Genomic DNA, 24,192 nt, shown 5'->3' with positions numbered 1-24,192 from the left:
TCCCCCTGCCGACTGGCGCTACCCTCCCCGGCAGCACCAGTCCCGGAACCTGCCACAGGCCTCACCGGGCTGGCAGGCCTACGACCCGCCATCAGGGGTAGCCGTGGCCGGATCAGGCGCAGCCGTGGCGGTCGCAGTGGCGCCCTGGCAGACCTCCTGGTTCTCACGGCAGTAGGCGTTGAGCTTCTCCGTGTTGGCCTCCTGCTCCTCCAGCGTCGCGGCAAAGAGCGTCTCACCCGTGGTCAGGTCAACTGTCACGAAGTACAGCCAGTCGCCCTCGGGCGGGTCCAGCACGGCCGCGATAACCTCCTGACCGGGGCTCCCGATCGGGGTTGGCGGCAGGCCGGGGTGCTGGTAGGTGTTGTAGGCGTTGGATGCGTCGGCCGTGTCCTCCGGGGAGGGGATGCCCCCCACTCGGCCCAGGCCGTACAGGACGGTGGAGTCCATCTGGAGCATGCCCTGGGTCTCACCCTCGGTATCCGCGATGCGGTTGTCGATGACCCGGGCCACCTGACCGTAGTACTGGGCCTGGGAGACCTCGCGCTCCACGATAGAGGCCTTGGTCAGGACCTCCTGGTAGTCCTCCTCCTCTACGCCGGCGGAGCGTAGGTTGGCGACTGTGGTGGAGACCATCTGCGCCACCACGTCCGTGGCGGTGTCGTCCTCGCCGATGTCGTAGGTAGACGGTGCCAGCCAGCCCTCGACGTCACCACCTGCCTGCTCAGGTAGGCCGATGGCTTCAGTGTCCGCGTAGGCCTCGTCAACCTCCTTCGCGGTGAAGTCTCCCACGCTCATAAGCCGTTCCTTGACCTGGTTCTTGGTGAAGCCCTCGGCGACGGTCAGGCTGTGCTCGGCCTTGGACGCCGGATCCAGGAGCGTGGCTACGGCGTTGGCCGCGGACATGTGCGTCTTGAGCGTATAGGTCCCCGGCTGGATGGTGCCCGACTTCTCGTTGGCCTTGTAGGCCTCGACGAAGGCGGCGGCGGAGGCGACCACGTCGGCCTCCTCCAGGAGCGCGCCGATATCACGTCCGGAGGCTCCCTCAGGAACCGTGATGACCACCTCCTCCTCACCGGCTCCCTCGTAGTCCTGGGCCGCCGAGGTCGCGGAGGGGGTGTCGCGCATGACGCCTAGCGCCCGGTAGGCCACCACGCCTACGGCGATCAGGACCACAACAAGGACCACGGAGGTCAGCCAGCGACGACGGCGCCTGCGCCGACGACGCTCCTTCTTCTCCGCACGCCGTGCCCGGCGGCCCCTGGGCCCGTGGTCGGCATCCGCCCCGTCCTGACGCTGGATACCAAGCTCAGCAAAGAAGTCGTCCTGACTCACGCGCTGCCTCTCTTGCTCGGGGGGACTCGCTCGCCGGGCGGCTGCCCGGTGAGCCGCTCGGTCTCAAGAGCCTGCTCCAGTATGACGACCGCCGCCGCCTCGTCGACGACGCCGCGAAAGGTCCTCTCCCGCAGGCCTGCCTCGTGCAGGCGGCGGTGGGCCGTCACCGTCGTGAGGCGCTCGTCGACCAGCCGTACGGGCACCGGCGCGACGGTACCGGCGAGACTGCGGGCCCAGCGGCGAGAGTCCTGCGCTGAGGAGGAGCTGCCGCCCGCCATGCTCCGAGGAAGACCGACAAGAACCTCGACAGCAGCGTACTCCCCGACAAGGTCGGCTGCCTCGTCAAGATCGCTACCGTAGCGGTCACGTCTGAGAGTGAGTGCCGGGACGGCAAGAATTCCCTCCTGGTCGCAGCGGGCGACACCAATACGCGAGGTGCCTACGTCAAAGGCCAGACGTACCCCGGGGCGCACAGCAGACACGGAGCCTGCCTCAGGACCGAAGAGCCGCCACGATGGCCCGCAGGGCCTCGGGAAGCGCCTCGGCGCTACGTCCACCGCCCTGGGCCAGGTCGTCCTTGCCCCCGCCCCCGCCGCCCAGCACCTGGGCGGCGACCCGGACAAGGGCGCCAGCCCTGACCCTGTGCTGGCGGGCCGGGGCATTGGTCGCCACGACGACGACAGGCCGTCCGGAGACGACACCGCCCACGACGACCACTGTCGGCTCGCTGTCACCCAGCCGCTGCCGTACGTCCAGGACCAGGGGCCGCAGGACATCGGCTGAGGACACCTCCCCCAGGCTCAGGGCTGCCAGCCGCACCTGGCCGACTCTGCGCGTCCCCGCGACAATATCTGCGGCCCGCGCTGCCGTAGCCAGCTGCTCGGCTGCTGCCAGCTTCTTCTCCGCCTCCTTGAGCCGCCTCATGAGGGAGTCCACGCGCTCAGGCAGGTCCTCAGGACGACCGCCGACCATTCCTGACAGCTGGGAGACCAGCGCGTGCTCCCTGGCCTGGAAGTCGTAGGCCCCCTCGCCGACAAGCGCGTCGATACGACGCACTCCCGACCCGATGGAGGCCTCTCCCAGCACAGCCACCCGGCCGATCGTGCCGGTGGTGGGAACGTGTGTGCCAGCGCACAGCTCGCGGGACCAGTCCCCCCCGATGGAGACCACGCGGACGTTGCGGCCGTACTTCTCCCCGAACAGCGCGATGGCGCCACTGGCCCGGGCGGCCTCGATATCCATGACCTCGTCGGTCACGGCCAGGTCCTCAGCGAGCTTGGTGTTGACCAGCTCCTCGATACCCGCAACCTGCTCCTCGGCCAGGGCGGAGCCGTGGCGGAAGTCAAAGCGCAGCCGCGAGGGAGAGTTCTCGCTTCCCGCCTGGGTGGCACTGGCGGAGACGACCTCGTGAAGGGCGCGGTGGACCATGTGCGTCGAGGTGTGCGCCCGCGCGATGGCTAGGCGACGGTCCGTGTCGATCTGGGCGAAGGCCTTCTCCCCGACCCGGACCGTCCCCTCGGTGAGGGTGCCGTGGTGCACGGACAGGCCCGTGACCGGGGCCTGGACGTCGTTGACCTCAACCACACCGCCGTCAGCAAGACGGATCACGCCCTGGTCCGCCAGCTGGCCGCCCATCTCCGCCCAGAAGGGGGTCCGGTCCAAGATCAGCTCGACCTCGGCGGGAGCAGCCACAGCCGTCTGAGGGGTCCCGTGAACCAGGAGCCCGGTGACGGTGCCCTCGGCCGCGCTGTCCGTGTACCCCAGGAAGGTGGAGCCGCCCCCCATCTCCTTCTCCAGCGCCTGGAGGACGCGCAGGTCGGCGTGGCCGGTCTTCTTGGCCCGGGCGTCGGCGCGAGCCCGCTGCTTCTGCTGCTCCATGAGGCTGCGGAAGGAGGCCTCGTCGACGGCCACCCCCTGCTCGGCCGCCATCTCCAGGGTCAGGTCGATGGGGAAGCCGTAGGTGTCGTGGAGCTCAAACGCACTGTCCCCGGTGACGGTGGGGCGCCCTGAGGTCCCGGCACGCTTTCTCGCGGCCACGACGGCGGTATCCAGGATCGTGGTCCCAGCAGCCAGGGTGCGGCGGAAGGCCTCCTCCTCGCCGCAGGCGACGTCGCGGATGGTGTCCCAGTTCTCCTCCAGCTCAGGGTAGGAGGCCCTCATGACGTCCTTCGAGGTGGTCAGCAGCGTCGGCATCGTCGCCTCCTCCACCCCCAGCAGGCGCATCGAGCGCACGGCCCGGCGGATCAGACGGCGCAGGACGTAGCCCCGGCCGTCGTTGCCGGGCCTCACCCCGTCCCCGATCAGCATGAGCGCGCTGCGCACGTGGTCGGCGACGACCCGCATGTTGACGTCGTCGGAGTAGGTGGCTCGCGTCGAGGAGGTCGCGGAGGCTGAGGAGCCGTAAGTCTTCCCGCTCATCTCCTCCACCGCAGTGATGACGGGAAGGACCTCGTCGATCTCGTACATGTTGGGCTTGTCCTGCAGCAGGAAGGCCAGCCGCTCCATCCCGAGCCCGGTGTCGATCGCAGTGCGGTCAAGCTCGCCCACCAGCTCGAAGTCGTGGCCCTCGCCCTCACCGCGCACGAACTCGTCGAACACCAGGTTCCACACCTCCAGGAACCGGTCCCCACGGGCGTCCCCGGCCGGCCCTCCATCAGGGCCGAAGGCAGGACCGCGGTCGTAGTGGATCTCGCAGCACGCCCCAGCAGGTCCCGGCTGGCCCGTGGACCAGGAGATCTCCTCGAAGGGAAGGGTCTGGATCCGGTCGGCAGACACGCCGACAGCTCTGGTCCAGTGGTCGTAGGAGACCTTGTCCTCCTCCCAGATGGTCATCCACAGGCGGTCCCCGTCCAGGCCGTAGCCGCCCTCCTGCCGGGACCCGGTCAGCAGCCCCCAGGCAAGGTCGATGGCCCCTCCTTGAAGTAGTCCCCAAAAGAGAAGTTGCCGCCCATCTGGAAGAACGTCCCGTGACGAGTGGTCCTGCCGACGTTGTCGATGTCGTTGGTACGGATGCACTTCTGCACCGAGGCAGCCCTGGGCCACGGCGGCTCCTCGGTACCCAGGATATAGGGGATGAAGGGAACCACGCCGGCGATGGTGAACAGGATCGAGGGCTCGGGGACACCAGCGGCACCGAGGGTCGGATCTCGTGGCCGTTGGCAGCAAAGTAGTCCAGCCAGCGTCGGCGGATCTCGGAGGTTCTCATGAGCTCCTCATCTGGTTGTCGGTGTCACGCTCGGCACGGGCCCGGTGCCCACGCAGACGCTGGGAGCCGACCGGTAACCAGCGCGGGCGCTGCCGCCCGGCAGACTGGTCCACCGGCCACCCTCAGGTCATCGTGAGTAGTACTCAACCACCATCTGCACGTCGCAGGTGACCGGGACCTCGTCACGCTTGGGGCGACGCACCAGCGTCGCAGACAGCTTCTCCAGGTCCACCGTCAGGTAGTCGGGGACAGCAGGCAGCACGTCACGGTGCGTGCCAGCAGCAGCGACCTGGAAGGGGACCATGACCTGGGAGCGGGGGCGTACCTGGATCGTCTGGCCGGGCCTGACCCGGAAGGAGGGGCGGTCGACCACCCTTCCGTCCACGAGGATGTGGCGGTGCACGACGTTCTGGCGAGCCTGGGCGATGGTGCGGGCGATGCCGGAGCGCAGGACCAGGGCGTCCAGCCGCATCTCCAGCAGCTCGACAAGCGACTCACCCGTGAGTCCCCTCTCACGACGGGCCTCCTCGAAGACGCGCTGGAGCTGGGCCTCACGGATGCCGTACTGGGCGCGCAGCCGCTGCTTCTCCTTCAGGCGCACGGCGTAGTCGGACTCGGTGCGCCGACGCGCGCGACCGTGCTCGCCAGGACCGTAGGGGCGCTTCTCGAAGTAGCGCACCGCCTTGGGCGTCAGCGGGATGCCCAGCGCACGGGACAGACGGACCTGGCGGCGGGAACGTGATGAGCTCATGCTTGCTTCTTCCTGTCGGAGTAGTGTTCGCACGTCACAGGCAGCGCCCTGCGACGCGGGGCCAGCCGCGGTACGGGCCAGGACCCCAGGAGGCCTGCATTTCGGGAGCGGGGCTCGCCCCAGTCGTGCGGCTGCTGAACTCTAGCGCGAACCAGTTGGCGCACGCACCTTCCCGGTCCGGCTGTGAGCCGATCCTCACACCTGCGCGCACCCAGTCCCTGCAGGTGAGCCGTCTGCGGGCCGTCGGACGGGAGCCGGGGCAGCCGAGGGACACTGCGCCAGTCCAGCGGGCGTCAGCGGGAAGCGGTACTGCGACCCGGCGAGCGCCGCAGCACCAGGACCGCCACCACCACGAGAAAGGCACTGAACATCCAGGAGGTCGGCCCGGGAGGGACACGGGCCGCCAGGAGCGCCCCCACGGGAGAGGCCGCGGAGGAGGCCAGGCCGGTCACCACTGCGGTGGCCAGGTCCGCGTGCCCGCGCCGCAGGTGGGCTACTGCCCCGGACACGGCAGTGGGGACCATGACGGCCAGAGAGGTACCACGGGCCAGCAGGTCCCCCAGCCCGACGACCGCCTCTAGGCCCGGCACCACCACGACGCCCCCTCCAACCCCCACCAGGCCGGACAGGACACCCGCCGCCAGTCCCACCACGACCAGCGCCACCACCCTCACCGGGTCCGGGGTCAGGTCCGCGTGCCGCACCGGGGGCACGACCTGCTGGGACACCAGAACGAGCACGACAAAGGAGGCAAAGGTCCACGGGAGCACCCTTGCGGGCAGCCGGTGGAGCAGCCAGGCGCCTACCTGGGCACCCACCAGGGTCCCGGCCAGGAGGATGACGGCCGCTACCAGGGAGACCTGACCCCGCAGGCCGTAGGTCAGCGCACCGACGACAGAGGTAGGCAGGATCGCCACCAGAGAGGTCGCCGCAGCCCGCCTGTGGTCCAGGCCCAGGACTGCCACCAGGGCGGGCACCAGCAGCACTCCCCCGCCCACGCCGAAGAGCCCGGAGAGCAGGCCCGCCGCCAGGCCGACAAGTACCATTGGCAGCCTTCCTGGCACGGCTACGCCTCCCCTGCCTTCGTTGCGCCCTGTCTCCGTCGTCCCCGTCCCGCCCCGCATGCTGCTCACCGAGACAGCCTACGACTGTCCAGTGCCCGGGGAGTCCTTCCGGGAGCGCGCGGGCGCGGGAGCCTGGGGCCAGGTAGCCCCTGGCGCGCCACCAGGACCGTCACCGGGGCTCTCACCGGAGCTCAGGATGGACCGTACCCGGGCCAGTCTCTGGGAGACGCGGTCCTCGTGCCCGTTGGTGGTCGGCTGGTAGTACTGGGTGCCGTCCAGGTCCTCAGGCAGGTAGGTCTGGGCTACTACCGAGTGCGCGAAGTCGTGGGGGTAGAGGTAGCCCCGCCCGTGCCCCAGCGCCTGGGCACCGGCGTAGTGGGCGTCCCGCAGGTGGGAGGGCACTGTGCCGCCGCGTCCTGCCCTCACGTCCTCCAGAGCCCGGCTCAGGGCCGTGGCTACCGCGTTGGACTTCGGTGCCGTCGCCACGGCCAGCGCGGCCTGGGCCAGCACGAGACCGGACTCAGGCATCCCGATCGCCGCCACCGCCTGCTGGGCAGCAACCGCGGTTGACAGCACCCAGGGGTCCGCCAGCCCCACGTCCTCGGAGGCGTGGACGACGATCCTCCTGGCGATGTAGCGGGGGTCCTCGCCTGCGGCGATCATCCGTGCCAGGTAGTGGATCGTGGCATCAGGGTCGGAGCCCCGCATCGACTTGATGAAGGCGCTGACGACGTCGTAGTGCTGGTCTCCCTGGCGGTCGTAGCGCACCGCCGAGGTGTCGGCAGCGCGCTCCACGTCCTTGACCGTGATGCTGGGGACGATTCTGGGAGTGGCAGGGACACCGTCGTGCCCGCTACCGCGCGCACCCTCCGCCAGGACGGCTCCCGCGGCCGCCTCCAGGACGGTCAGCGCCCTGCGCGCGTCGGAGCCTGCCATACGCACCACCTGGTCACGAGCCTCCTCCTCAAGAGCGACCGCCCCGGCCAGCCCGCGCTCGTCGGTGAGGGCACGCTCCAGCAGGAGCCTCAGGTCCTGAGGGCCCAGGGAGCGCAGGGTCAGCAGGAGGGAACGTGACAGCAGAGGTGAGACCACGGAGAAGGAGGGGTTCTCCGTGGTCGCCGCTACCAGGGTCACCCACCGGTTCTCCACGCTGGGCAGCAGGGCGTCCTGCTGCGAGCGTGAGAAGCGGTGGACCTCGTCCACGAAGAGCACCGTCTCCTGCCCCGACGCCGCCAGCTGACGGCGGGCGTCGCTGACGACGGAGCGTACATCCCTGACCCCGGCGGTCACTGCGGACAGCTCGACAAAACGGCGCCCGCTAGCCCGGGCTACCAGGTAGGCCAGCGTCGTCTTGCCGGTCCCCGGCGGCCCCACAGGATGACCGAGGACACCCCCGCACCCCGGTCGTCACCTGCCCCTGACGGCTCCACAAGGCGTCGCAGCGGCGCCCCCGGCCCCAGAAGGTGGTCCTGCCCTGGACCTCCTCCAGGGTGCGCGGACGCATGCGCACCGCCAGCGGCGCGTGGCGGTGGGTCGGCAACCCGGCGTCGTCGGTACCCACAGATTCGAACAGGTCCATGGGTCCTGACCATAGCCTTCTCAGCCTCGGTGCCGCCGGTTGGCTCGCAGGGGACGCGGCGCATCCCTCGTCCTGCCCATGAGCGTCGGCACATGGTGCGACAATGCCGTCATGCTCGGCTGGCTCTCCTACCGTGTCTTCAAGGACGCCTGGCTCGTCGTCGCGACCTGGCTCGTCCTGTCGGCGGTCCTGGTAGTCGCGGCGCTGACCGGCCTGGGAGGACAGAACCTGTTCTCCCGCCTCCACAGCGTGACAGCTGACACGCCAGGGACCCAGAGCGCTGAGGGCGGCTATGTCCTGGACTCCTTGTCCGGTGACGCCGTCACCGTGACCCTCCTGGTCTCGGACGTGGACCTGAGCACGACCCAGCAGCAGGAGGAGGTGGCCCAGGCCCTGTCCACCGCCCACGCCGACCTGGGGCAGCTCGTGGGCACACACAACGTCCTGGACCCCTTTGTGGTCCCGGGGATGCTGACCTCGGACGCGGCCCGGTCGATGGCGGCCGACAGCATGGACGGCTTCGTCGTCGTCGTCACGGTCAACCCCAACGGCTCCGCGGTCGCCGACCCTGAGGACACCCGCTACGCCCAGGAGGTAGCCGCCCTGGTGGACCAGGTGAGTAACCGCCTGGAAGAGGTGCCTGCAGAGCTCGCCGCAACCGCTCCGGGCGCCCGAGGCACCGTCTCCCACGACGGCTCCGTCGAGGAGGCGATCAGCAGTGAGGCAGGCCGGGACCTGCTGCGATCCGGACTCCTGCTCCTTCCTGTGGCCCTGCTGGTGACGGCGCTGGCCGTCAGCAGGCTCCTGCAGGTCGGCGCCTGCCTCCTGGCTACCGTGGTCTCAGCAGCCAGCACCCTGGGCGCCGTCTACGGGCTGTCCCTCGTCGTCGAGGTCCCCTACGTGGCAGCTGTTGTCTTCTGGGTCCTGGGAGCATCCCTGACTCTGGGCTACGCGCTGCTGCTCACCTCCCGCTACCAGGAGACGCTCGGCTCGGGCACACCGAGCGCGAGCGCGACAGAGCCAGAAGGACCGCCGGAGGACGGCCCAGCAGGCAGCGCGCCAGGTGACACGCACACGCAGGACCCTGGCTCGGGTACCACCCCGGACAGGCCTGCTCCCGTGCGGGGTACGCACCGGTACCGACGCGACGCCGAGGCCCCTCCCGCTGCCCGCCTGCTGTCAGCGACGATGCGGACAGCAGGCCGCACAGTCGTCTTCTCAGCCCTGGCGGTAGCGGTCAGCCTCTGCGGTCTCTACCTGGCAGCCGAGGGTACGCTGAGAGCCTCAGCACTGACAGGGGCTGTTGTCCTCCTCGTGTCCGTCAGCGTCTCCTTGACGCTGGTCCCAGCACTCCTGGCGCTGACGGGACAGGAGGTGCTGCGCCCCTCGTCCCGGCCTGTCTCCCCGGTCCTCCTCCCCATCCGCCCCACGCTCTCGTCCGCGCTGAGACGCCTGTCAGGCATAAGAAGGGACGGCCGGGGGACGACACCAGCAGGTGCCCGCATTCGTCGTAGCAGCGTCTACCCCTGGGCTGTCCTGGCAGGATGCCTGCTGGTGCTGACCGGTCTGGCTGTCCCGCTGGGCAGCCTGCACACGCTCACCTCGACTGCCTCGGACCAGCTCCCGGTCGGCTCCGACCAGAGGGCCTACGCAGCGGTGCTGGAGCAGGAGTACCCCTCAACGGTGGACCAGGACGCCACGCTCATCCTCGCCGGGACCGGGGAGAGCGTCACCGAGTTCATCAACGACCACGTCGCCTCAGTCCCCGGGGTTGAGGCAGTTGTGAGCCCCTCGACCGCTGGCGACTACACGGTGGTCTACCTGGACCTGACCGGAGAGCGCTGGTCAGGCACCGCCGAGGAGGCCGTCACCGCCCTTCGCGCCCTCGATCCCCCGGTAGAGACGTGGGTGACGGGGCAGGCGGCAAGCCAGGTCGACATGCGCGGCTCGCTGCTCGGAAGCGCCCCGGTGGTGGCGGCGGCAGTAGTCCTGGCAACTGTCGTCCTCCTGCTTCTCCTGACGGACTCCCTGCTCCTGCCGCTCGTAGCGGTTCCCGTCACCGGCCTGTCACTGTCCGCCTCCCTGGGAGTGCTGACCTGGGTGGTCCAGGAGGGCCACGGCCGCAGCCTGCTGGGACTGGCCCCGGCCGGAGGCGTCGGTGTGGACACCACCGCTGTCGTCACGGCAGTGCTCCTCGGGCTGGGCCTGGCGATGAGCCACGAGGTCGTCCTGATGAGCCGTGTCGCCCAGTACCGCAGCGCTGGCACGGACCACCGGACCGCGCTGCACCTGGGACTGCGCCAGTCACGAGGCCCCGTTCTCGCAGCAGCCGTCGTCACGGTGGCTGCCTGTACGAGCCTTCTGGTCAGCAGGCTTCCGCTCGTCCAGGAGACCGGGCTGGCGCTCGCCCTCGTCGTCGCAGTGGACCTCCTGCTGGTCCGGCTGCTGCTGCTGCCCTCCGTCATGAGGATCCTGGGACGCTGGAGCTGGTGGGCACCACGCTGGCTCCGACCCTCCGGAGCGTCCGCGGCACAGGGCCGTGCTGACCGCCAGGAGGTGGACCAGGAGACGGAGCAGGACCCGAACGGAGAGGCTAGAGAGCCTGCCGAGACCTCCGAGGTCCCCGAGACACTGGAGACTGCCAGGTCCGCTGCGCCCGATGAGGAGGTCATGGCGGCCGGTGGCATGCCGACTGGTAGACAACCGGCTGGTGAGGAGGCCCTTCCCGACAGGACGGCGTCCTCCGTGGAGTCAGCGGAGTCAGCACAGTCAGCGGTGGAGTCGGCGTCGCCTACAGCAGGCTGACGTCCCCGGCCCCTTCCCGCACGACCTCGGGGTAGTCATCAGTCAGGTCCACCACCGTCGTCGGCTCTCCACGGCCAACCGGTCCCTCTATGACGATGTCAATAAGGTGGCCCAGGGACTCCTCAACCTCCCACCCGCTGGTCTCCGGCTCGTCCTGGCCGGGGCGGATAAACGTGGAGGACAGCAGGGGCTCCCGAACTCGGCCACCAGGGCCTGCGTCAGGGCGTGCTGCGGGATACGGACCCCCAGGGTGTGCTTCCTGGGGTTGAGCGTCATCCTCGGGACCTCCTTAGTTCCCTTGAGGATGAAGGTCCACGGCCCCGGAGTCAGCCGCTTGACCAGGCGGAAGGCGTTGTTGCCCAGGATCGCCATCGGACCGACCTGCGCAAAGCTGGCACACACGAAGGTGAAGTTGTGCCTGCTGTCCAGCTGCCGGATAGAGCGGATACGGTCCAGTCCCTCCTTGTTACCCGGGGCGCAGGCCAGGGCGTACCCGGAGTCGGTAGGGTAGGCGACCAGCCCCCCTTCCCGCACGGTGTCCACGACTTTTCTGACCAGACGGGTCTGTGGGTTGACGGGGTGGATCTCGGTGTAGCGCGCCATGGGCCTATTGTGCCTCAGGCTCGCACGTACCTACTGGCTGGCAGGGGGCCGGGGTGAGTCCCGGCGGGCGGGTACGGCGTCCACCCCCGCCTCCTTGCGCTGCTGGGCCGTGATGGGCGCCGGCGCCTCCGTCAGCGGGTCGTAGCCACCTCCCGACTTCGGGAAGGCAATAACGTCACGGATCGAGTCCGCGCGCGTCAGCAGCGCGATGATCCGGTCCCACCCGAAGGCGATACCCCCGTGTGGCGGCGCCCCGTAGGAGAAGGCCTCCAGGAGGAAGCCAAACTTCTCCTGGGCCTCCTGCGGCTCGATTCCCATGACCTTGAAGACGCGCTCCTGCACGTCACGGCGGTGGATGCGGATCGATCCGCCACCGATCTCGTTGCCGTTGCACACGATGTCATAGGCGTAGGCCAGGGCAGAGCCTGGGTCGGTGTCAAAGGTCCCCAGGCACTCCGGCCTGGGGGCGGTGAAGGCGTGGTGGACCGCAGTCCACGCGGAGGCACCCAGGGTGACGTCCCCGTCTGCCCGAGCCTCAGCGGCGGCCTTGAACAGGGGGGCGTCCACCACCCACACGAAGCTCCAGTCCTCCTCGTCCACCAGTCCGCAACGGCGCGCCACCTCCACACGAGCGGCCCCGAGCAGGGCGCGCGCCTGCTCGACCTGCCCGGCAGCAAAGAATATGCAGTCACCTGCGGCAGCACCACAGGCCTGCGCCAGGCCCGCACGCTCCGCCTCAGTGATGTTCTTGGCCACAGGCCCGCCGAGCGTCCCGTCCTGGGCCACAGTGACGTAGGCCAGGCCCTTGGCGCCACGTTGCCTGGCCCACTCCTGCCAGGCGTCGAAGGTCCTCCTCGACTGCGAGGCGCCCCCAGGCATTACGACCGCACCGACATAGGGCTGACGAAATACCCGGAACGTTGTGGCCGCAAAGTACTCGGTGAGGTCCACCAGCTCGCACCCGAAACGCAGGTCCGGCTTGTCCGTTCCGTAGCGCCTCATCGCCTCGGCATAGGTCACCCGCGGGATCGGTGTGGTCACCTCGTGGCCGACCAGCGCCCAGACCTCACGGATCACCTCCTCCGCCACCTTGATGACGTCCTCCTGGTCCACAAAGCTCATTTCTACGTCAAGCTGGGTGAACTCCGGCTGCCGGTCCGCCCGGAAGTCCTCGTCGCGGTAGCAGCGAGCGATCTGGTAGTAGCGCTCCATGCCAGCCACCATGAGCAGCTGCTTGAACAGCTGGGGGCTCTGCGGCAAGGCATACCACGACCCGGGAGCCAGGCGGGCGGGCACAAGGAAGTCGCGGGCGCCCTCGGGTGTCGACCGGGTCAGGGTGGGGGTCTCGACCTCAACGAAGTCGTGGGAGTCCAGCACCCGACGGGCGGCGCGGGAGGCTTGCGAGCGCAGCCGGATGGCACGCTGCATCGGTGAGCGGCGAAGGTCCAGGTAGCGGTACCTCAGGCGGGCCTCCTCACCTGCCTGACCAGAGTCCTCGGCGTGGTCGGAGACCTGGAAGGGCAGAGCGGCAGAGGGGTTAAGGATCTCGAGGTCACGGACCACCACCTCGACGTCCCCGGTCGGCAGGCTCGGGTTCTCGTTGCCCTCGGGACGAGCGCTGACCTCGCCGACTACCCTCAGCACGTACTCCGAGCGCAGGTCGTGGGCAACCTCCTCGCGAATGACGACCTGGGCGACCCCCGAGGCATCACGCAGGTCGACAAAAGCCACCCCGCCGTGGTCACGCCGACGGTCCACCCACCCGGCCAGCGTAACGGTCTGTCCGATGTCGCCGGTGCGCAGGGAGCCTGCTGCTCGCGTTCTCAGCACGGTGCCGAGTCCTTCCATCAGGGAGACGATTCAGGTACCTGCCGCGACGCCGGCAGCGGGCACCGGGTGAAGTCTACGGCCTGGCCGGGACCGGTGGTGCACGCACCACCGGCTGGCTGGTGCGGTCCAGGCGCCCGACGATGTGGCACGGCCCGGTGCTGATCAGGACCGGCGACCCTCCAGGCCAGCAAGTCGCCGCCGGTTGACGATGACGATGCCAGCAAGGATGAAGACCACCAGCGAGACGGCCAGGACCGCTGTCCCGACAAGGAGGAAGTCCTTGGACGGCCCCCGCTCAGCTTCCGCAAGGGCCACTGCAGGGGTGGGTCTGTGGCTGGCACTGACAGACTCCGTGGCCGTGTCCGAGGATGACGCGAGCGCACCGTCATCCTCCGTGGGCACCGGAGAGGCCTGATCGGCGCCCCCGATCACAGTAACTCCCGCAACGGTGAAGTAGGGGCTCTTGTTGGTGTACTCCGTCGTCCGCAGGTCCGAGGTGGCCACATCCGGTCCCGCGACAGCACGGAAACGCAGCCAGTGCTCCCCCAGGCCGACGTAGGCAGGCAGCTCGAATGCCCCGGAGGCGGTGCCGTCCTCGTCGATGTGGAGCGTGGTGACCACTCCTGCGTCCGGGCCGGTCGACGCTGCCAGCGCCCCGTCGTCTACGAGCACCTGAACTGTCGCCCCGCGGGGAAACCCTGAGACCGTGTAGACCACCGTACCTCCCACCGCGACAGTAGAGGGACTGACGGTAGAGGCTGTTCCGGTGGTAGAGGACCCCGTCGTCGTGTCTGCGCTGGCCTGGACGGGCATCACAGGTGAGGCCAGAAGCAGGAGCAGGAGCACAGCCACGGCGGTGGTGCAAGGCATGAGCACAGCCGCCCGGAGCCGCCGCACAGTACTCGCAGCCACGTCACCAGCGGCGTTGCCACCGGCCACGGTACAGGCGGCTGGCAGGACCCCAGGTACCGTGTGTACTGGCGACACGTCTCCTCCTCTGCCTTGCCTTTCCTGACTCTGCCTGGCTCCGCCTGCGACGACCACATAGCCTCCCTAGCGCCTGCGGCCGAGTTCCGAGGCGGCACGCGCCACTGACCTGAGGACACCCGGGCGTGCGACCACGAGGAATCCTGCCGTCCCCAGGACGAGCAGCATCCCGGCTCCCAGGAGCATCCAGTCCTCGGGCCCAACACGTAACGTCTGGCCAACGGCGGCCTCCCCCGGGATGACGTAGGCGACTTCGCTGCCGTCACTGCCGGAGGAGCCCGCCTGTATCTCCAGCTGCGCCCATCCAAGCAGATTGTTGCCGCTGTCAGCGACAACCAGCCTGTAGGTACCAGTCCTCAGGCCGGATATATCGACAGTGACGCTGTTGGACGAGTCGATCTGGATCCAGCCTGACGACGTGCTGTCGGAAACGCTTAGGGACCGCGTGCTGTCGGAGAGGACAAAGACGGACACCCATTCTCCGGCCGAGGCCCGGTCTCTGGGAATCATCAGCACCACGGCATCTCCCCGACGGGTTCCTGACAGTGCTCCTGCGTTGTCCGCACTGAGCTGGGAGGTGTCCGAGACGGGTGGGACAGGGTCAAAGGACGGACGCTCACGGGCATCGACGGAGGCCTCAGGCGAGTCCGAGGAGGGACCGGAGCCGTCCCGCACCTGCGAGCTGTCCTCACCACCGCCGCGGCCTGACTGGTCAAGGTCGCTTTCGCTCCCGCTGTCTGGCAGCCCTGTCGCCGTCGGAGGGGCTGTCAGGACAGGTGTGCCTGACTCCGCACCCGTACCCGCATCCTCTGCTACACCTCTGCTGACCTCGTCCACGCCATCGTCCGCGCCATCACCTTGACTCTCGTCGCTCCTGGTGCGTTCCTCAGCAGCCGGGGCTGGTACAGAAGGGTCAGAGGACTCAGGCTGCGCGCCAGCCCCCACCTCCTCGGAGGCCGAAGGCTGCCCGGGGCCTGCGGCCTCAGGCTCGTCGGGACCGGGCGGATCGGTCGGCCCCGCCTGCGCCGTGTCGGCGGCCTCAGCGAGAGCGGCGGGCTCCCTCGGCGTGGCGGAGTCCGCGGGGTCATCGGGGCCGAGCGAGCCAGCCGGAGAGTCAGCAGGCAGGGGGGACTGCGGGGACTGCACCTCCTGGTCGGGCTGAGCAGGTTCGGCAGCCTCCTCGTCCTCAGTAGGCGGCACAGGCTCGGCAGGCTCTCCGGTGGGTGTCGGCTCCGCGGCCCGCTCCATGGTGCCCTCAATGGAAAAGGACCTGGCGTCGGTGTTCCCGTCACCATCGGCTTCTTCCTGCAGCCGCACACAGGCTCCTAGGGCAGCGTCAGCACATGACCAGGACACCTCTGGGGCATCAGATGGGCCCTGCTCCTGCCCTCCCGCCGGAGACGCCAAAAGCATGACGAGCGTCACCGGCAGCACGACTCCCGCGTGCCACGACAGCCCTGACGCGTGGCTCGCCGCAGGCGGCTGCAACGGGTGTCGCATGAGATGGCCTCGTTCACTGTGGGGGACCTGTAGGGACGTTGGGACGGCAGGCCGCAGGCACGTGCCCCGCAAGGAAAGGGGTTGAGAACACCTGCGCGCCCCACCGGCATCAAAGTGATGATATATCCCACGAATCTTGTGGCGTCACCAGCCTAGGCCACAGTGAGGTCACGAGACGACGACCAGAAATGCCCGGAGCCCAGCAGAAATAAGAGAAGTCACCTACCAGGATCTGGACACGCAAGTAGAATCAAGGAGACGAAAGCACTGCAAAATAGGATATTACTTTTGCGTCACCAACATCTCTCTTGCATTACCTCTCACACGAACCCGGACGAACCGCCCTGGCCCGAGACCCACCTCACCTGTGACATGGCTCCAGGTGGTGGAACCCCTCCCTGGGCTGCCGTAACCTCATCACTGGAGCGATCCGCGCTGGTGCCCCGTCCGGAGGACCACGGCGCCGCCTGGTGGCGTCGGTGACCCGAGAGCCTGTGCGTAGAACCGTCAGCCGTCCTGGACCCGCTTGCGGGCAGGCAGCGGCGGCGGGAGCAGTGGGTCAGGTGCGGCAAGAGCGGAGGACACACGGTCCTCCCCACTCTCCACAGAGCAGTCCCCGTCTCACTCACGGGACAGAACGGGATAACTTCATGACAACCAGCAACGGGCCACTGAGCCTCGACGCTATGTTCGCCGCCGAGGCCTCCGGCCACGGCATCGCCACTCCTCAGGGCCATGACCCCCATGCCACCTCTGCCACCTCGCCGGACGACTTCGCCACCCCCGCCTCCTCCGACTCGCCTGAGGACCCTGTCGACGTAGAGCACGAGGACGAGGAGGACGACATCGAGCGAGACGTCCCCGAGCGCGACCCCGAGAACCCCGAGGACAGGGATTCCCATGACGACGACCTTCACGACGACCGGCCCGATGACCAGGAGGATGGTCAGCACAGAGGTCCCAGGGACTCCGAGGAGCCGGGAACCGGGAGAAGCACTGCTCCTGCTCCTCAGGAGCACCGTGGGGACCGCGGGGAGGGCTCCGAGAGCACCGAGGCCGCAGACCCAGGGGAGCTCACCTTCGCTGACCTAGGACTTCCGGGCGACCTGCTCAAGGCTGTCACCGACATGGGCTATACCACTCCTACCGCCATCCAGAGGGAGGCGATCCCGGTGCTGCTGGGCGGCCGCGACGTCGTCGGCGTGGCTCAGACCGGTACCGGGAAGACGGCAGCCTTCGGGCTGCCCCTGCTGGACACCGTCGAGGCCCGTGACGCCAGGGTCCAGGCCCTGGTGCTGGCTCCCACCCGGGAACTGGCCCTGCAAAGTGCCGAAGCCCTCACCGACATGGCCGCCCGCTCCCGGGGCCTGGACGTTGTCGCGGTCTACGGGGGCGCGCCCTACGGCCCCCAGATCGGCGCGCTCAAGGACGGTGCCCAGGTCGTGGTCGGCACCCCGGGACGGGTGATCGACCTCATTGAAAAGGGAGCGCTGCTCCTGGAGGACGTACGCTACTTCGTCCTGGACGAGGCCGACGAGATGCTGCGCATGGGCTTTGCTGAGGACGTGGAGACCATCGCCTCCTCCCTGCCCTCGCAGCGCCGTACCGCCCTGTTCTCCGCGACGATGCCGCCCGCCATTCAGGAGGTGGCTCGTCAGCACCTTCACGAGCCCGTCCAGGTGGAGGTCTCACGCCCCGCCTCCACCGTCGCCACCGTCCGCCAGACCTACGCCGTCGTCCCCTTCCGTCACAAGATCGGTGCCGTCTCCCGTGTCCTGGCGGTCACGGAGGCCCAGGCGGCGATCGTCTTCGTACGTACCAAGTCCACTGCAGAGGACGTCGCCATCGAGCTGGCGGGCCGAGGTATCCAGGCTGCCGCCATCTCCGGGGACGTACCCCAGCGGGAGCGGGAGCGCCTAGTCGAGCGGCTGCGCTCAGGCACCCTGGACGTGCTTGTCGCCACTGACGTCGCCGCTCGAGGCCTTGACGTGGACCGCATCGGGCTCGTAGTCAACTTTGACGTCCCCCGAGAGGCCGAGGCCTACGTGCACCGCATCGGTCGTACCGGCAGGGCGGGACGCCACGGAGAGGCGGTCACCTTCCTGACGCCGAAGGAGAAGCGCAAGCTGCGTCAGATCGAGCGGCTGACCGGGACGCGTCTAGAGGAGATCACCCTGCCCTCCCCGGCCGACGTCTCCGAGCACCGTGCCCGCACCCTGCTGGAGCGGGCACGCTCCCGTCACCAGCGAGGACGTCTGGACGCCTACCTGCCCCTGGTAGCCTCCACGGCCGAGGACCTGGGCACCACCACCCAGGAGCTGGCAGCCACCCTGGTCGCGCTGGCCGTCGGTGACGAGGGACCCGCTCGCCGTGACGACGGGGACCGCGGCTCCCCCAGCCACCGTGCGACACGGGGCTCCCGGGAGGAGAGCCTCGACTCCGACGGCGCCTTCGTGTCAGCCTCCTTCGAGGGCGGACGCGACGACCGCCACCGCAGGGACCGGTCCGACACCAGGCGTGGCGCGACCAGAGGCGGGCGTCGCGAGCCTGAGGGACCGGGCACGGTCTACCGTCTCGAGGTCGGTCACCGTGACCGCGTCATGCCAGGCGCCATTGTGGGGGCACTAGCCAACGAGGGCGGCATTGACGGATCCGCCATCGGCAAGATCGACATCCTCCAGTCCTTCTCCCTGGTTACGGTCCACACCGAGCTGACACCTGACCAGCTTGACGTCATCGGCCGGGCGACCGTGAGCGGACGCGAGCTGAGGATCCGCCCTGACGAGGGTCCGGGGCACGGGTGGTCAGGACCCGGCAGCCGTGAGGGGCGCCGGGGCTTTGGCCGCGACGGCCAGTCAGGTAGAGGCTCACGAGGCTGGGACCGCGACGAGCGACCCCGCCGCCGCTGGGAGGACCGCGACCGTGAGGGGCGCCGGGGCTTTGGCCGCGACGGCCAGTCAGGTAGAGGCTCACGAGGCTGGGACCGCGACGAGCGACCCCGCCGCCGCTGGGAGGACCGCGACAGGGGGTACCGCTCCGGACGCGACGACCGCGGCTCCAGTCGCTTCGGCGGCAACCGGGGTGGAGGCTACCGGGGAAACCGCGACGCGCGCTGAGCCCTGCTGCGCTGCCGCCCCGGGGCCGCTCAGGGCAGACGGCCTGCGAGCACCTCCGAGCCCGGTACTAGTCACTTCCGTACCCGGGGTAGACTGGCTCCAGCTTGTCTTCCTTGTCTTCACTGCTTCCCCAACCGGGATGCACCGGAGGAGACACCGGTACGGAACCGGGAAAGGTGATCGTGACCCCAGACACTGCGCTGTCCATTGTTCCTGCCATCTACCTGCTCGCCGTCGTCCTCCTGGGATTCACGGCGACGCTCCTGCGCCTGCCGCCCCTGGTCGGCTTCCTGGCCGCCGGATTCGTGCTGGGTGCCTCGGGTACGCCCCACCTGGAGGCCATCGAGGTGCTCGGAGACGTCGGGGTGGCGGTGCTGCTGTTCATGATCGGCCTGAAGGTAGACCTGCGCGCTCTGGCTAGGCGGGAGGTGGTGGGCACTGCCGTAGCCACGATCCTGATCCTGTCTCTCCTGGGAACCGCGCTCGTCTACAGCCTGGTCCTCCTGGGGCTGCAGATCGGGGTAGTCACGCCCGGTGGTGTCGTGGCCCTGGGCTTCGCCCTGTCCTTCTCTTCCACGGTCGTCGTCGTCAAACTTCTTGAGGACCGCGACGACCTGGGCGCACTGTACGGCCGCATCGCCATCGGTGTGCTTGTCGTCCAGGACATCGCCGCAGTCCTGTACATGACGGTGGCCTCGGGCCAGCGGCCCTCGCCCTGGGCACTGTGCCTGGTGCTGCTGTGGCCGGGAGCCAGGATCCTGGGCAGCGTGCTCGACCACATCGACCACCGGGAGATGCGCACGCTCTTCGGCATCTCCACGGCCCTTCTTCCCGGGTACCTGCTCTTCTCCATCCTGGGTGTCGACGGCGACCTGGGGGCACTCATCATGGGAGTGCTTCTTGCCTCCCACCCTGCGGCCAAGGAGCTCTCCAGCGCCCTGTTCACCATCAAGGAGCTCCTCCTGGTGGGATTCTTCCTATCCATCGGCATGGAGGGCCTGCCCGGCCCGGGCGCCGTCGTCCTGGCCGTTGCCCTCCTGCTGCTCATGCCGGTCAGAGCCATGGTCTACACCGTGGTCGTGCGGCTGGAACGGATGCGCCGACGCACCGCCGTGGTCACCGGCCTGGCCATGACCGCCTACTCCGAGTTCGCTCTCATCGTCGTGGCTGTCGCCGTTGACCACTCGCTCCTGGGCGAGGAGTGGACGGCTGCAGTCAGCCTGACACTGGCCCTGTCCTTTGTCGTCTCGGGAGTCGTCAACCACAACCCGGCCAGGCTGGTGCGCTGGATGACCCAGGCCCTGCCCCACCGGCCGCCCTCCTTCCTCCACCCCTCAGAGCGCCCGCTGGACCTTACCGGCGTGCGTACGGTTATCTTCGGAATGGGCCGTGTGGGACGAGCCACCTACGCGCGTCTGACCCAGGACGGCCAGGTCGGCGTGCTCGGCATCGACAACGACGCCGCCAAGGTCGCCGGGCTGGCCGCCCAGGGCCTCAACGTCCTGGAGGCCGACGCGACGGACCAGGACTTCTGGGACAAGCTCGACGCGGTCCATGCCTCCACGGCGGTCCTGGCCATGCCGGAGCCGGGCGCCAACCTCCACGTCCTGGACTGGCTGGAGCGGTCCAGCTTCGAGGGCCAGGTACTGGCGGTCGCCGGGTACGACGACGAGGCCGAGGCCATGCGCCAACGTGGCGTGAACACCGTCGTCAACATCTACGACGGCCTGGGCACGGCCCTGGCCGAGGCAGTCGAGTCCACAGAGACGGTCGCCCCGGAGGAACAGCCTGCATGACCGTCGCTATCTCCCTTGGGCGCCAGGAGTAACTTCAGGGCACGTCCCTGGGCACTCACGCTGTCCTTCGACGTCGCCTAGCCGGTCATGGCCCCGAGGCCACGTCAGGACAGGTCCTCAAGCAGTGCCCTCAGCTCTTCCCAGCGGGCACGCTCCTGGCGCAGGGGCAGAACCAGTCGCTGCCGTACCACGGAGCTAGTAGCCCGGTGCAGCCGTGCGAGGACTCTGCGACCACGCCGTCGGGCCTGCCACGAGGCTGCGAACCCAGCCAGCAGGGCCAGCAGCACCCCCAGTCCTAGACCACCCAGCAGCAGGACGACGGGCCAGGGCACCTGCCCCCAGCGGGGCGGGTCAAGAACCACGGGCAGGTTGGTCTCAACAATGTGGCCAACCACCAGCCACAGACCCCCGACCAGAGCAGCAGACCCCAGCAACCACTGAAGCATCCTAGCCAGGGACCACCAGAAGGGCAGGTGGCGCTGCTCCAGGTCGGTGGAAGCTACCGCCTGGTCCAGGGCGGGGGCAAGCGCTGCCGCCCTCTGGTCGCTGCGCTCGACGATGTCAGCCTTCACCTCCCCGGGAAGAGCGGCGCAGGACGCCAGGCACCAGGAGTGCGCGGCGGTCTGCAGGGCGGCCAGTGCGGCTGGTCCTGCCTGAGGCAGGGACGTACGTGGCACAGGTAGGGCGGTCTGTCCTACCCGAGGACTACCGGTGGTGCTGGCAGTAGTGACAGACCCGGAGGAGGTACCAGAACGGACAGCGACCCTCCCAGCGACCCTCCCTAGGTGCAGCGCTGTCAGTGGGTCATGACGTAGCCGCTCCAACCAGCCCAGGGGCGGCCACCCCACCCTGGCGCGAGCCTGGTGCACATAGGAGCCCCGGACCGCCTCAGCCACGGCGTCCACGCCAGCAGCCACGGCTGCAGCCTGGCGCAGGTCGGCCTCGGCTCTTATCTGCCGCTCCCTCACGTTATCCCCGGAACCGGCTGCACCACCAGTACTGTCCGCCCCGGTACCTCCGCTGCCGAACAGCCGCTCACGGAGCCCGGCTGCCAGGGCCCGTGTGTCAGCAGCCAGGCGCAGGGTCGCCGCAGTGTGCCCAGCCGCCGCCTGCCGCACCCAGCTGCCCAGCGCCTCGACACCCGCACCGGTGAGCGCGCTGAGTGGCAGCACCTCAGCACTGTCCAGGCCCTCCTGGTCAAGCAGACGGCGCAGGTCGGCCAGGACCGGCTCGACAGACTGGGCGTCCAGCCGATCCACCTGGTTGAGAGCGACCAGCGTGACCTCGGCGTGGGCCGCCATCGGAGCCAGGAACTCGTGGTGGATGACCCCGTCGGCGTACTTCTGCGGGTCCAGGACCCACACCAGCACGTCTACCATGCCCGCCAGGTGCTCGGCGACACGGCGGTGGGCCGGCTCGTCAGAATCGATATCGGGCAGGTCCAGCAGCACGGTGTGCGGACCCAGCCTGTCAACTGCCTCCCTGGACGCCTGGACACGCTGACCCACGCTCAGCCAGTCCATGAGCTCTGTGATCTCCTCCACCCGTACCCCTCCGGTCTCCTGGGCGGGCAGGAGGGCAAGAGGCTCAGTGGTCGTGGGCCTGGTCACCGCCGTAGAGGCGACCGCGGCTCCTGCCAGGGCGTTGAGGACGCAGGACTTGCCTGAGCCGGTGGGACCCATGAGGGCGACGACAGTGGTCTCGGCTGCCAGACGGCGGCGCTGGTCTACGCGCTCCAGCAGTGCGCGGACCTCAGCCGTCTCTGCCTCCAGCCCCAGTTCCTGGCTCAGGACAGCCACGCGTTCCAGTCCTGCCAGCGCAGTATCCAGACTGGCGCCCAGGCTGCCTGCCGTCACGGAGGTGCTCATGCCTGCTCCAGAAGGGCGGCGCTAGCGCGGCAGGTCTCGACACTACCGTGCAGCAGGGCGCTTCCCGGGCTGGGAGGCGCCAGCGTCCCGGTAAAGACCTGCTCCTGGGCACCGAGCAGCTCCTCGCAGCGCCGAGCCAGGTCAGCACGAGCCCGCACCGTCATAGTCCGCAGAGCCTGGTCGCCGAAGACGGCCTCCAGGAGCCGCTGTGCCACCAGGGCCGTTCCTCCGGCAATACCCACCTCCGCCCCGGTGAGCCCGCCAGTGTGGGCCAGGACCACGATCATGAGCGCCACGCCGACGCCGTTGACCCCCAGGGAGACCAGCCGAGCCGTGACACGGCGGTCGGAGCCCTCCGAGCGAACAAGCGCCAAGACGTCACCCTGCCACTGGCGGACCACCTCTGCGGCACGCAGCGCCAGATCCTCCTCGGCCTCCAGCTGCTCCAGGGCACGGACACGCTGGCGACAGGCGCAGTCCTGCCTGAGCCAGTCCTGCTCGACCTCCAAGGCAGCACGTCGGCTCTCAGCGATGAGAAGGGCCGTCAGGGAGGACTCAACGGCCTCCTCGACCCGGTCTGCCGACACAGGCCGCCCGCGTAGCAGGGCGGAGACTCGGTCCCGCAGGCGCCCCACCCTCCCCTCCAGGGACCGCAGGAGGTCACCGGTGCCGACAAGGTCCTGCCAGCGGGCCAGGACCTCCCCGCGCAGCATCGACCCGTCCGCGGTAACCCGCTCCACCCGCTCCAGGGCCTCACGGTGGCGCGAGACAGCCACGTGGACGAGGGCGTCGTGCTGGCGCTCCTGGACCTCCAGGTGCGCGCACAGCCGGTCGCACTCCCCCAGGGCGTGGCCCAGCGCGCCCACGACGGTCCTGCGGGCCAGGTTCCTCCTGATCTGCTCGTCGGCTGCGAGTGCCTCCAGCCAGCGGCGCACCGGCAGCACTACCTCACCGGGCAGGAGGCCCTCGGCATCCCTGGCAGTCTCGGGGAGGGTAAAGACGGGAGAGCCTCCTAGCCCTGCCGCCTCCAGCCGGTGCCGCAGGTCCGTCTCCACCTGCTCACCGGCCCCGGGCGGGACCCGGTCGAGCACGACGGCAGCCGTGATCTGCCGTAGGGCCGCCTCGCGCAGGTGCTCCCAGGGGACGGCGTCAGCATAGCGGGAGGCCGTGGTGACAAAGACCCATAGGTCGGCGGCGGACAGGAGCGTGGCGGCAAGGTCCCGGTTGTCCTCGACCAGGGAGTCCACGTCCGGCGCGTCCACCAGCGCCAGGCCCTCGGGCAGGGCCTCGCAGGAGCGCAGCTCCAGCTCGCGGGGCGTGTGCCCGCCGGGCGGAGTGGCAGGAGCGTGTGGATCGACCCGCAGTCGGGCCAGGGACCCCAGGACGCGTCCGCCCTCGAACCACGCGGCGTCGTCGGGGGCGTGCAGGAGCATGGGGCGGCGCGTCGTGGGACGGATCGGCGAGGAGGCGGCGACGGGCTGACGCACCAGGGAGGACACTAGCGTGGACTTGCCCGCACCTGTCGAGCCGCCGACGACGGCCAGGAGCGGGGCGTCGGCACTGGCCAGGCGGGGCAGGACGTAGTCACCGAGCTGGTCGCGGACCCGGTCGCGACACCTGAGTGCCCCGGCCGTGCCAGCCAGGTCGTAGGGAAGGTACAGACCACCCAGCTCCTCCCGCAGGACGCGGACCGCCTCCCTGGCCTGCTGGACCACGCCCTCCGAGGACGGCCCCGGGGCGGCAGCGGCGGACACCG

At 69.3% G+C, this 24,192-nt stretch carries 12 protein-coding genes and 3 pseudogenes; 3 read left to right on the top strand and 12 right to left on the bottom strand.

What is annotated here, in order from left to right; genetic code table 11:
* Positions 1-78 precede the first annotated feature (78 nt).
* The 6 genes and pseudogenes from mltG to D5R93_RS06340 all read right to left on the bottom strand — a co-directional run.
* The gene (gene mltG, locus D5R93_RS06365; protein WP_119835012.1) at positions 79-1,332 is read right to left on the bottom strand and encodes an endolytic transglycosylase MltG; all 1,254 of its coding nucleotides are present in this window, start codon (positions 1,330-1,332) and stop codon (positions 79-81) included.
* The gene (ruvX, locus tag D5R93_RS06360) at positions 1,329-1,805 is read right to left on the bottom strand and encodes a Holliday junction resolvase RuvX (RefSeq protein ID WP_119835231.1); all 477 of its coding nucleotides are present in this window, start codon (positions 1,803-1,805) and stop codon (positions 1,329-1,331) included. Before ruvX ends, mltG begins: the two co-directional genes overlap by 4 nt.
* A 19-nt stretch (positions 1,806-1,824) precedes the next feature.
* Positions 1,825-4,537: pseudogene (gene alaS / locus D5R93_RS06355) on the bottom strand (alanine--tRNA ligase).
* A 127-nt stretch (positions 4,538-4,664) separates the two neighbouring features.
* Positions 4,665-5,288, bottom strand: a complete 624-nt coding sequence (gene rpsD / locus D5R93_RS06350) for a 30S ribosomal protein S4 (RefSeq protein ID WP_119835010.1) — start codon at positions 5,286-5,288, stop codon at positions 4,665-4,667.
* A 293-nt stretch (positions 5,289-5,581) separates the two neighbouring features.
* Positions 5,582-6,412: a sulfite exporter TauE/SafE family protein gene (locus D5R93_RS06345; protein WP_120205861.1), complete on the bottom strand. Its 831-nt coding sequence runs from the start codon at positions 6,410-6,412 to the stop codon at positions 5,582-5,584.
* A 132-nt stretch (positions 6,413-6,544) separates the two neighbouring features.
* Positions 6,545-7,931 (bottom strand): annotated as a pseudogene (locus tag D5R93_RS06340) (replication-associated recombination protein A); the annotation flags it as partial.
* Between the two features lie 78 nt (positions 7,932-8,009).
* Between D5R93_RS06340 and D5R93_RS06335 the strand changes: the two are divergent.
* Positions 8,010-10,736: an MMPL family transporter gene (locus tag D5R93_RS06335; protein ID WP_120204416.1), complete on the top strand. Its 2,727-nt coding sequence runs from the start codon at positions 8,010-8,012 to the stop codon at positions 10,734-10,736.
* Here D5R93_RS06335 and D5R93_RS06330 read toward each other — a convergent pair.
* The 4 genes and pseudogenes from D5R93_RS06330 to D5R93_RS06315 form a co-directional block, all read right to left on the bottom strand.
* Positions 10,723-11,339: pseudogene (locus tag D5R93_RS06330) on the bottom strand (L-threonylcarbamoyladenylate synthase). The gene D5R93_RS06335 and the pseudogene D5R93_RS06330 sit on opposite strands and share 14 nt — an antisense overlap.
* A gap of 30 nt (positions 11,340-11,369) precedes the next feature.
* Positions 11,370-13,169, bottom strand: coding sequence for an aspartate--tRNA ligase (gene aspS, locus D5R93_RS06325; RefSeq protein ID WP_119835006.1), 1,800 nt, complete (start codon positions 13,167-13,169; stop codon positions 11,370-11,372).
* A 162-nt stretch (positions 13,170-13,331) separates the two neighbouring features.
* Positions 13,332-14,156 (bottom strand): DNA-directed RNA polymerase II, encoded by an 825-nt coding sequence (locus tag D5R93_RS06320; RefSeq protein ID WP_243106996.1) that lies wholly within the window; start codon positions 14,154-14,156, stop codon positions 13,332-13,334.
* A gap of 66 nt (positions 14,157-14,222) precedes the next feature.
* A complete protein-coding gene (locus tag D5R93_RS06315) occupies positions 14,223-15,473 on the bottom strand; it encodes a hypothetical protein (protein ID WP_120204414.1) in 1,251 nt (416 codons plus the stop codon).
* An 833-nt stretch (positions 15,474-16,306) separates the two neighbouring features.
* Between D5R93_RS06315 and D5R93_RS06310 the strand changes: the two genes are divergently transcribed.
* Positions 16,307-18,772 carry a DEAD/DEAH box helicase gene (locus D5R93_RS06310; RefSeq protein WP_120204412.1) on the top strand — a complete coding sequence of 822 codons (2,466 nt, stop codon included), beginning with the start codon at positions 16,307-16,309 and terminating at the stop codon, positions 18,770-18,772.
* 182 nt (positions 18,773-18,954) lie between these two features.
* Positions 18,955-20,568: a cation:proton antiporter family protein gene (locus tag D5R93_RS06305; protein WP_243106995.1), complete on the top strand. Its 1,614-nt coding sequence runs from the start codon at positions 18,955-18,957 to the stop codon at positions 20,566-20,568.
* Between the two features lie 104 nt (positions 20,569-20,672).
* On the opposite strand, the gene D5R93_RS06300 is transcribed toward D5R93_RS06305, so the two are convergent.
* Together D5R93_RS06300 and D5R93_RS06295 are read right to left on the bottom strand one after the other, a co-directional pair.
* Positions 20,673-22,436, bottom strand: a complete 1,764-nt coding sequence (locus D5R93_RS06300) for a GTPase (protein WP_120204410.1) — start codon at positions 22,434-22,436, stop codon at positions 20,673-20,675.
* A complete protein-coding gene (locus tag D5R93_RS06295; RefSeq protein ID WP_205570106.1) occupies positions 22,433-24,190 on the bottom strand; it encodes a dynamin family protein in 1,758 nt (585 codons plus the stop codon). The genes D5R93_RS06300 and D5R93_RS06295 overlap by 4 nt, the downstream gene beginning before the upstream one ends.
* Positions 24,191-24,192 lie beyond the last annotated feature (2 nt).

The sequence above is a fragment of the Actinomyces lilanjuaniae genome (assembly GCF_003606385.1).
Lineage (GTDB): Bacteria > Actinomycetota > Actinomycetes > Actinomycetales > Actinomycetaceae > Actinomyces > Actinomyces lilanjuaniae.
The sequence above is the reverse complement of the archived record's forward strand: the minus strand, read 5'-3'. Positions and strand labels throughout refer to the sequence as shown.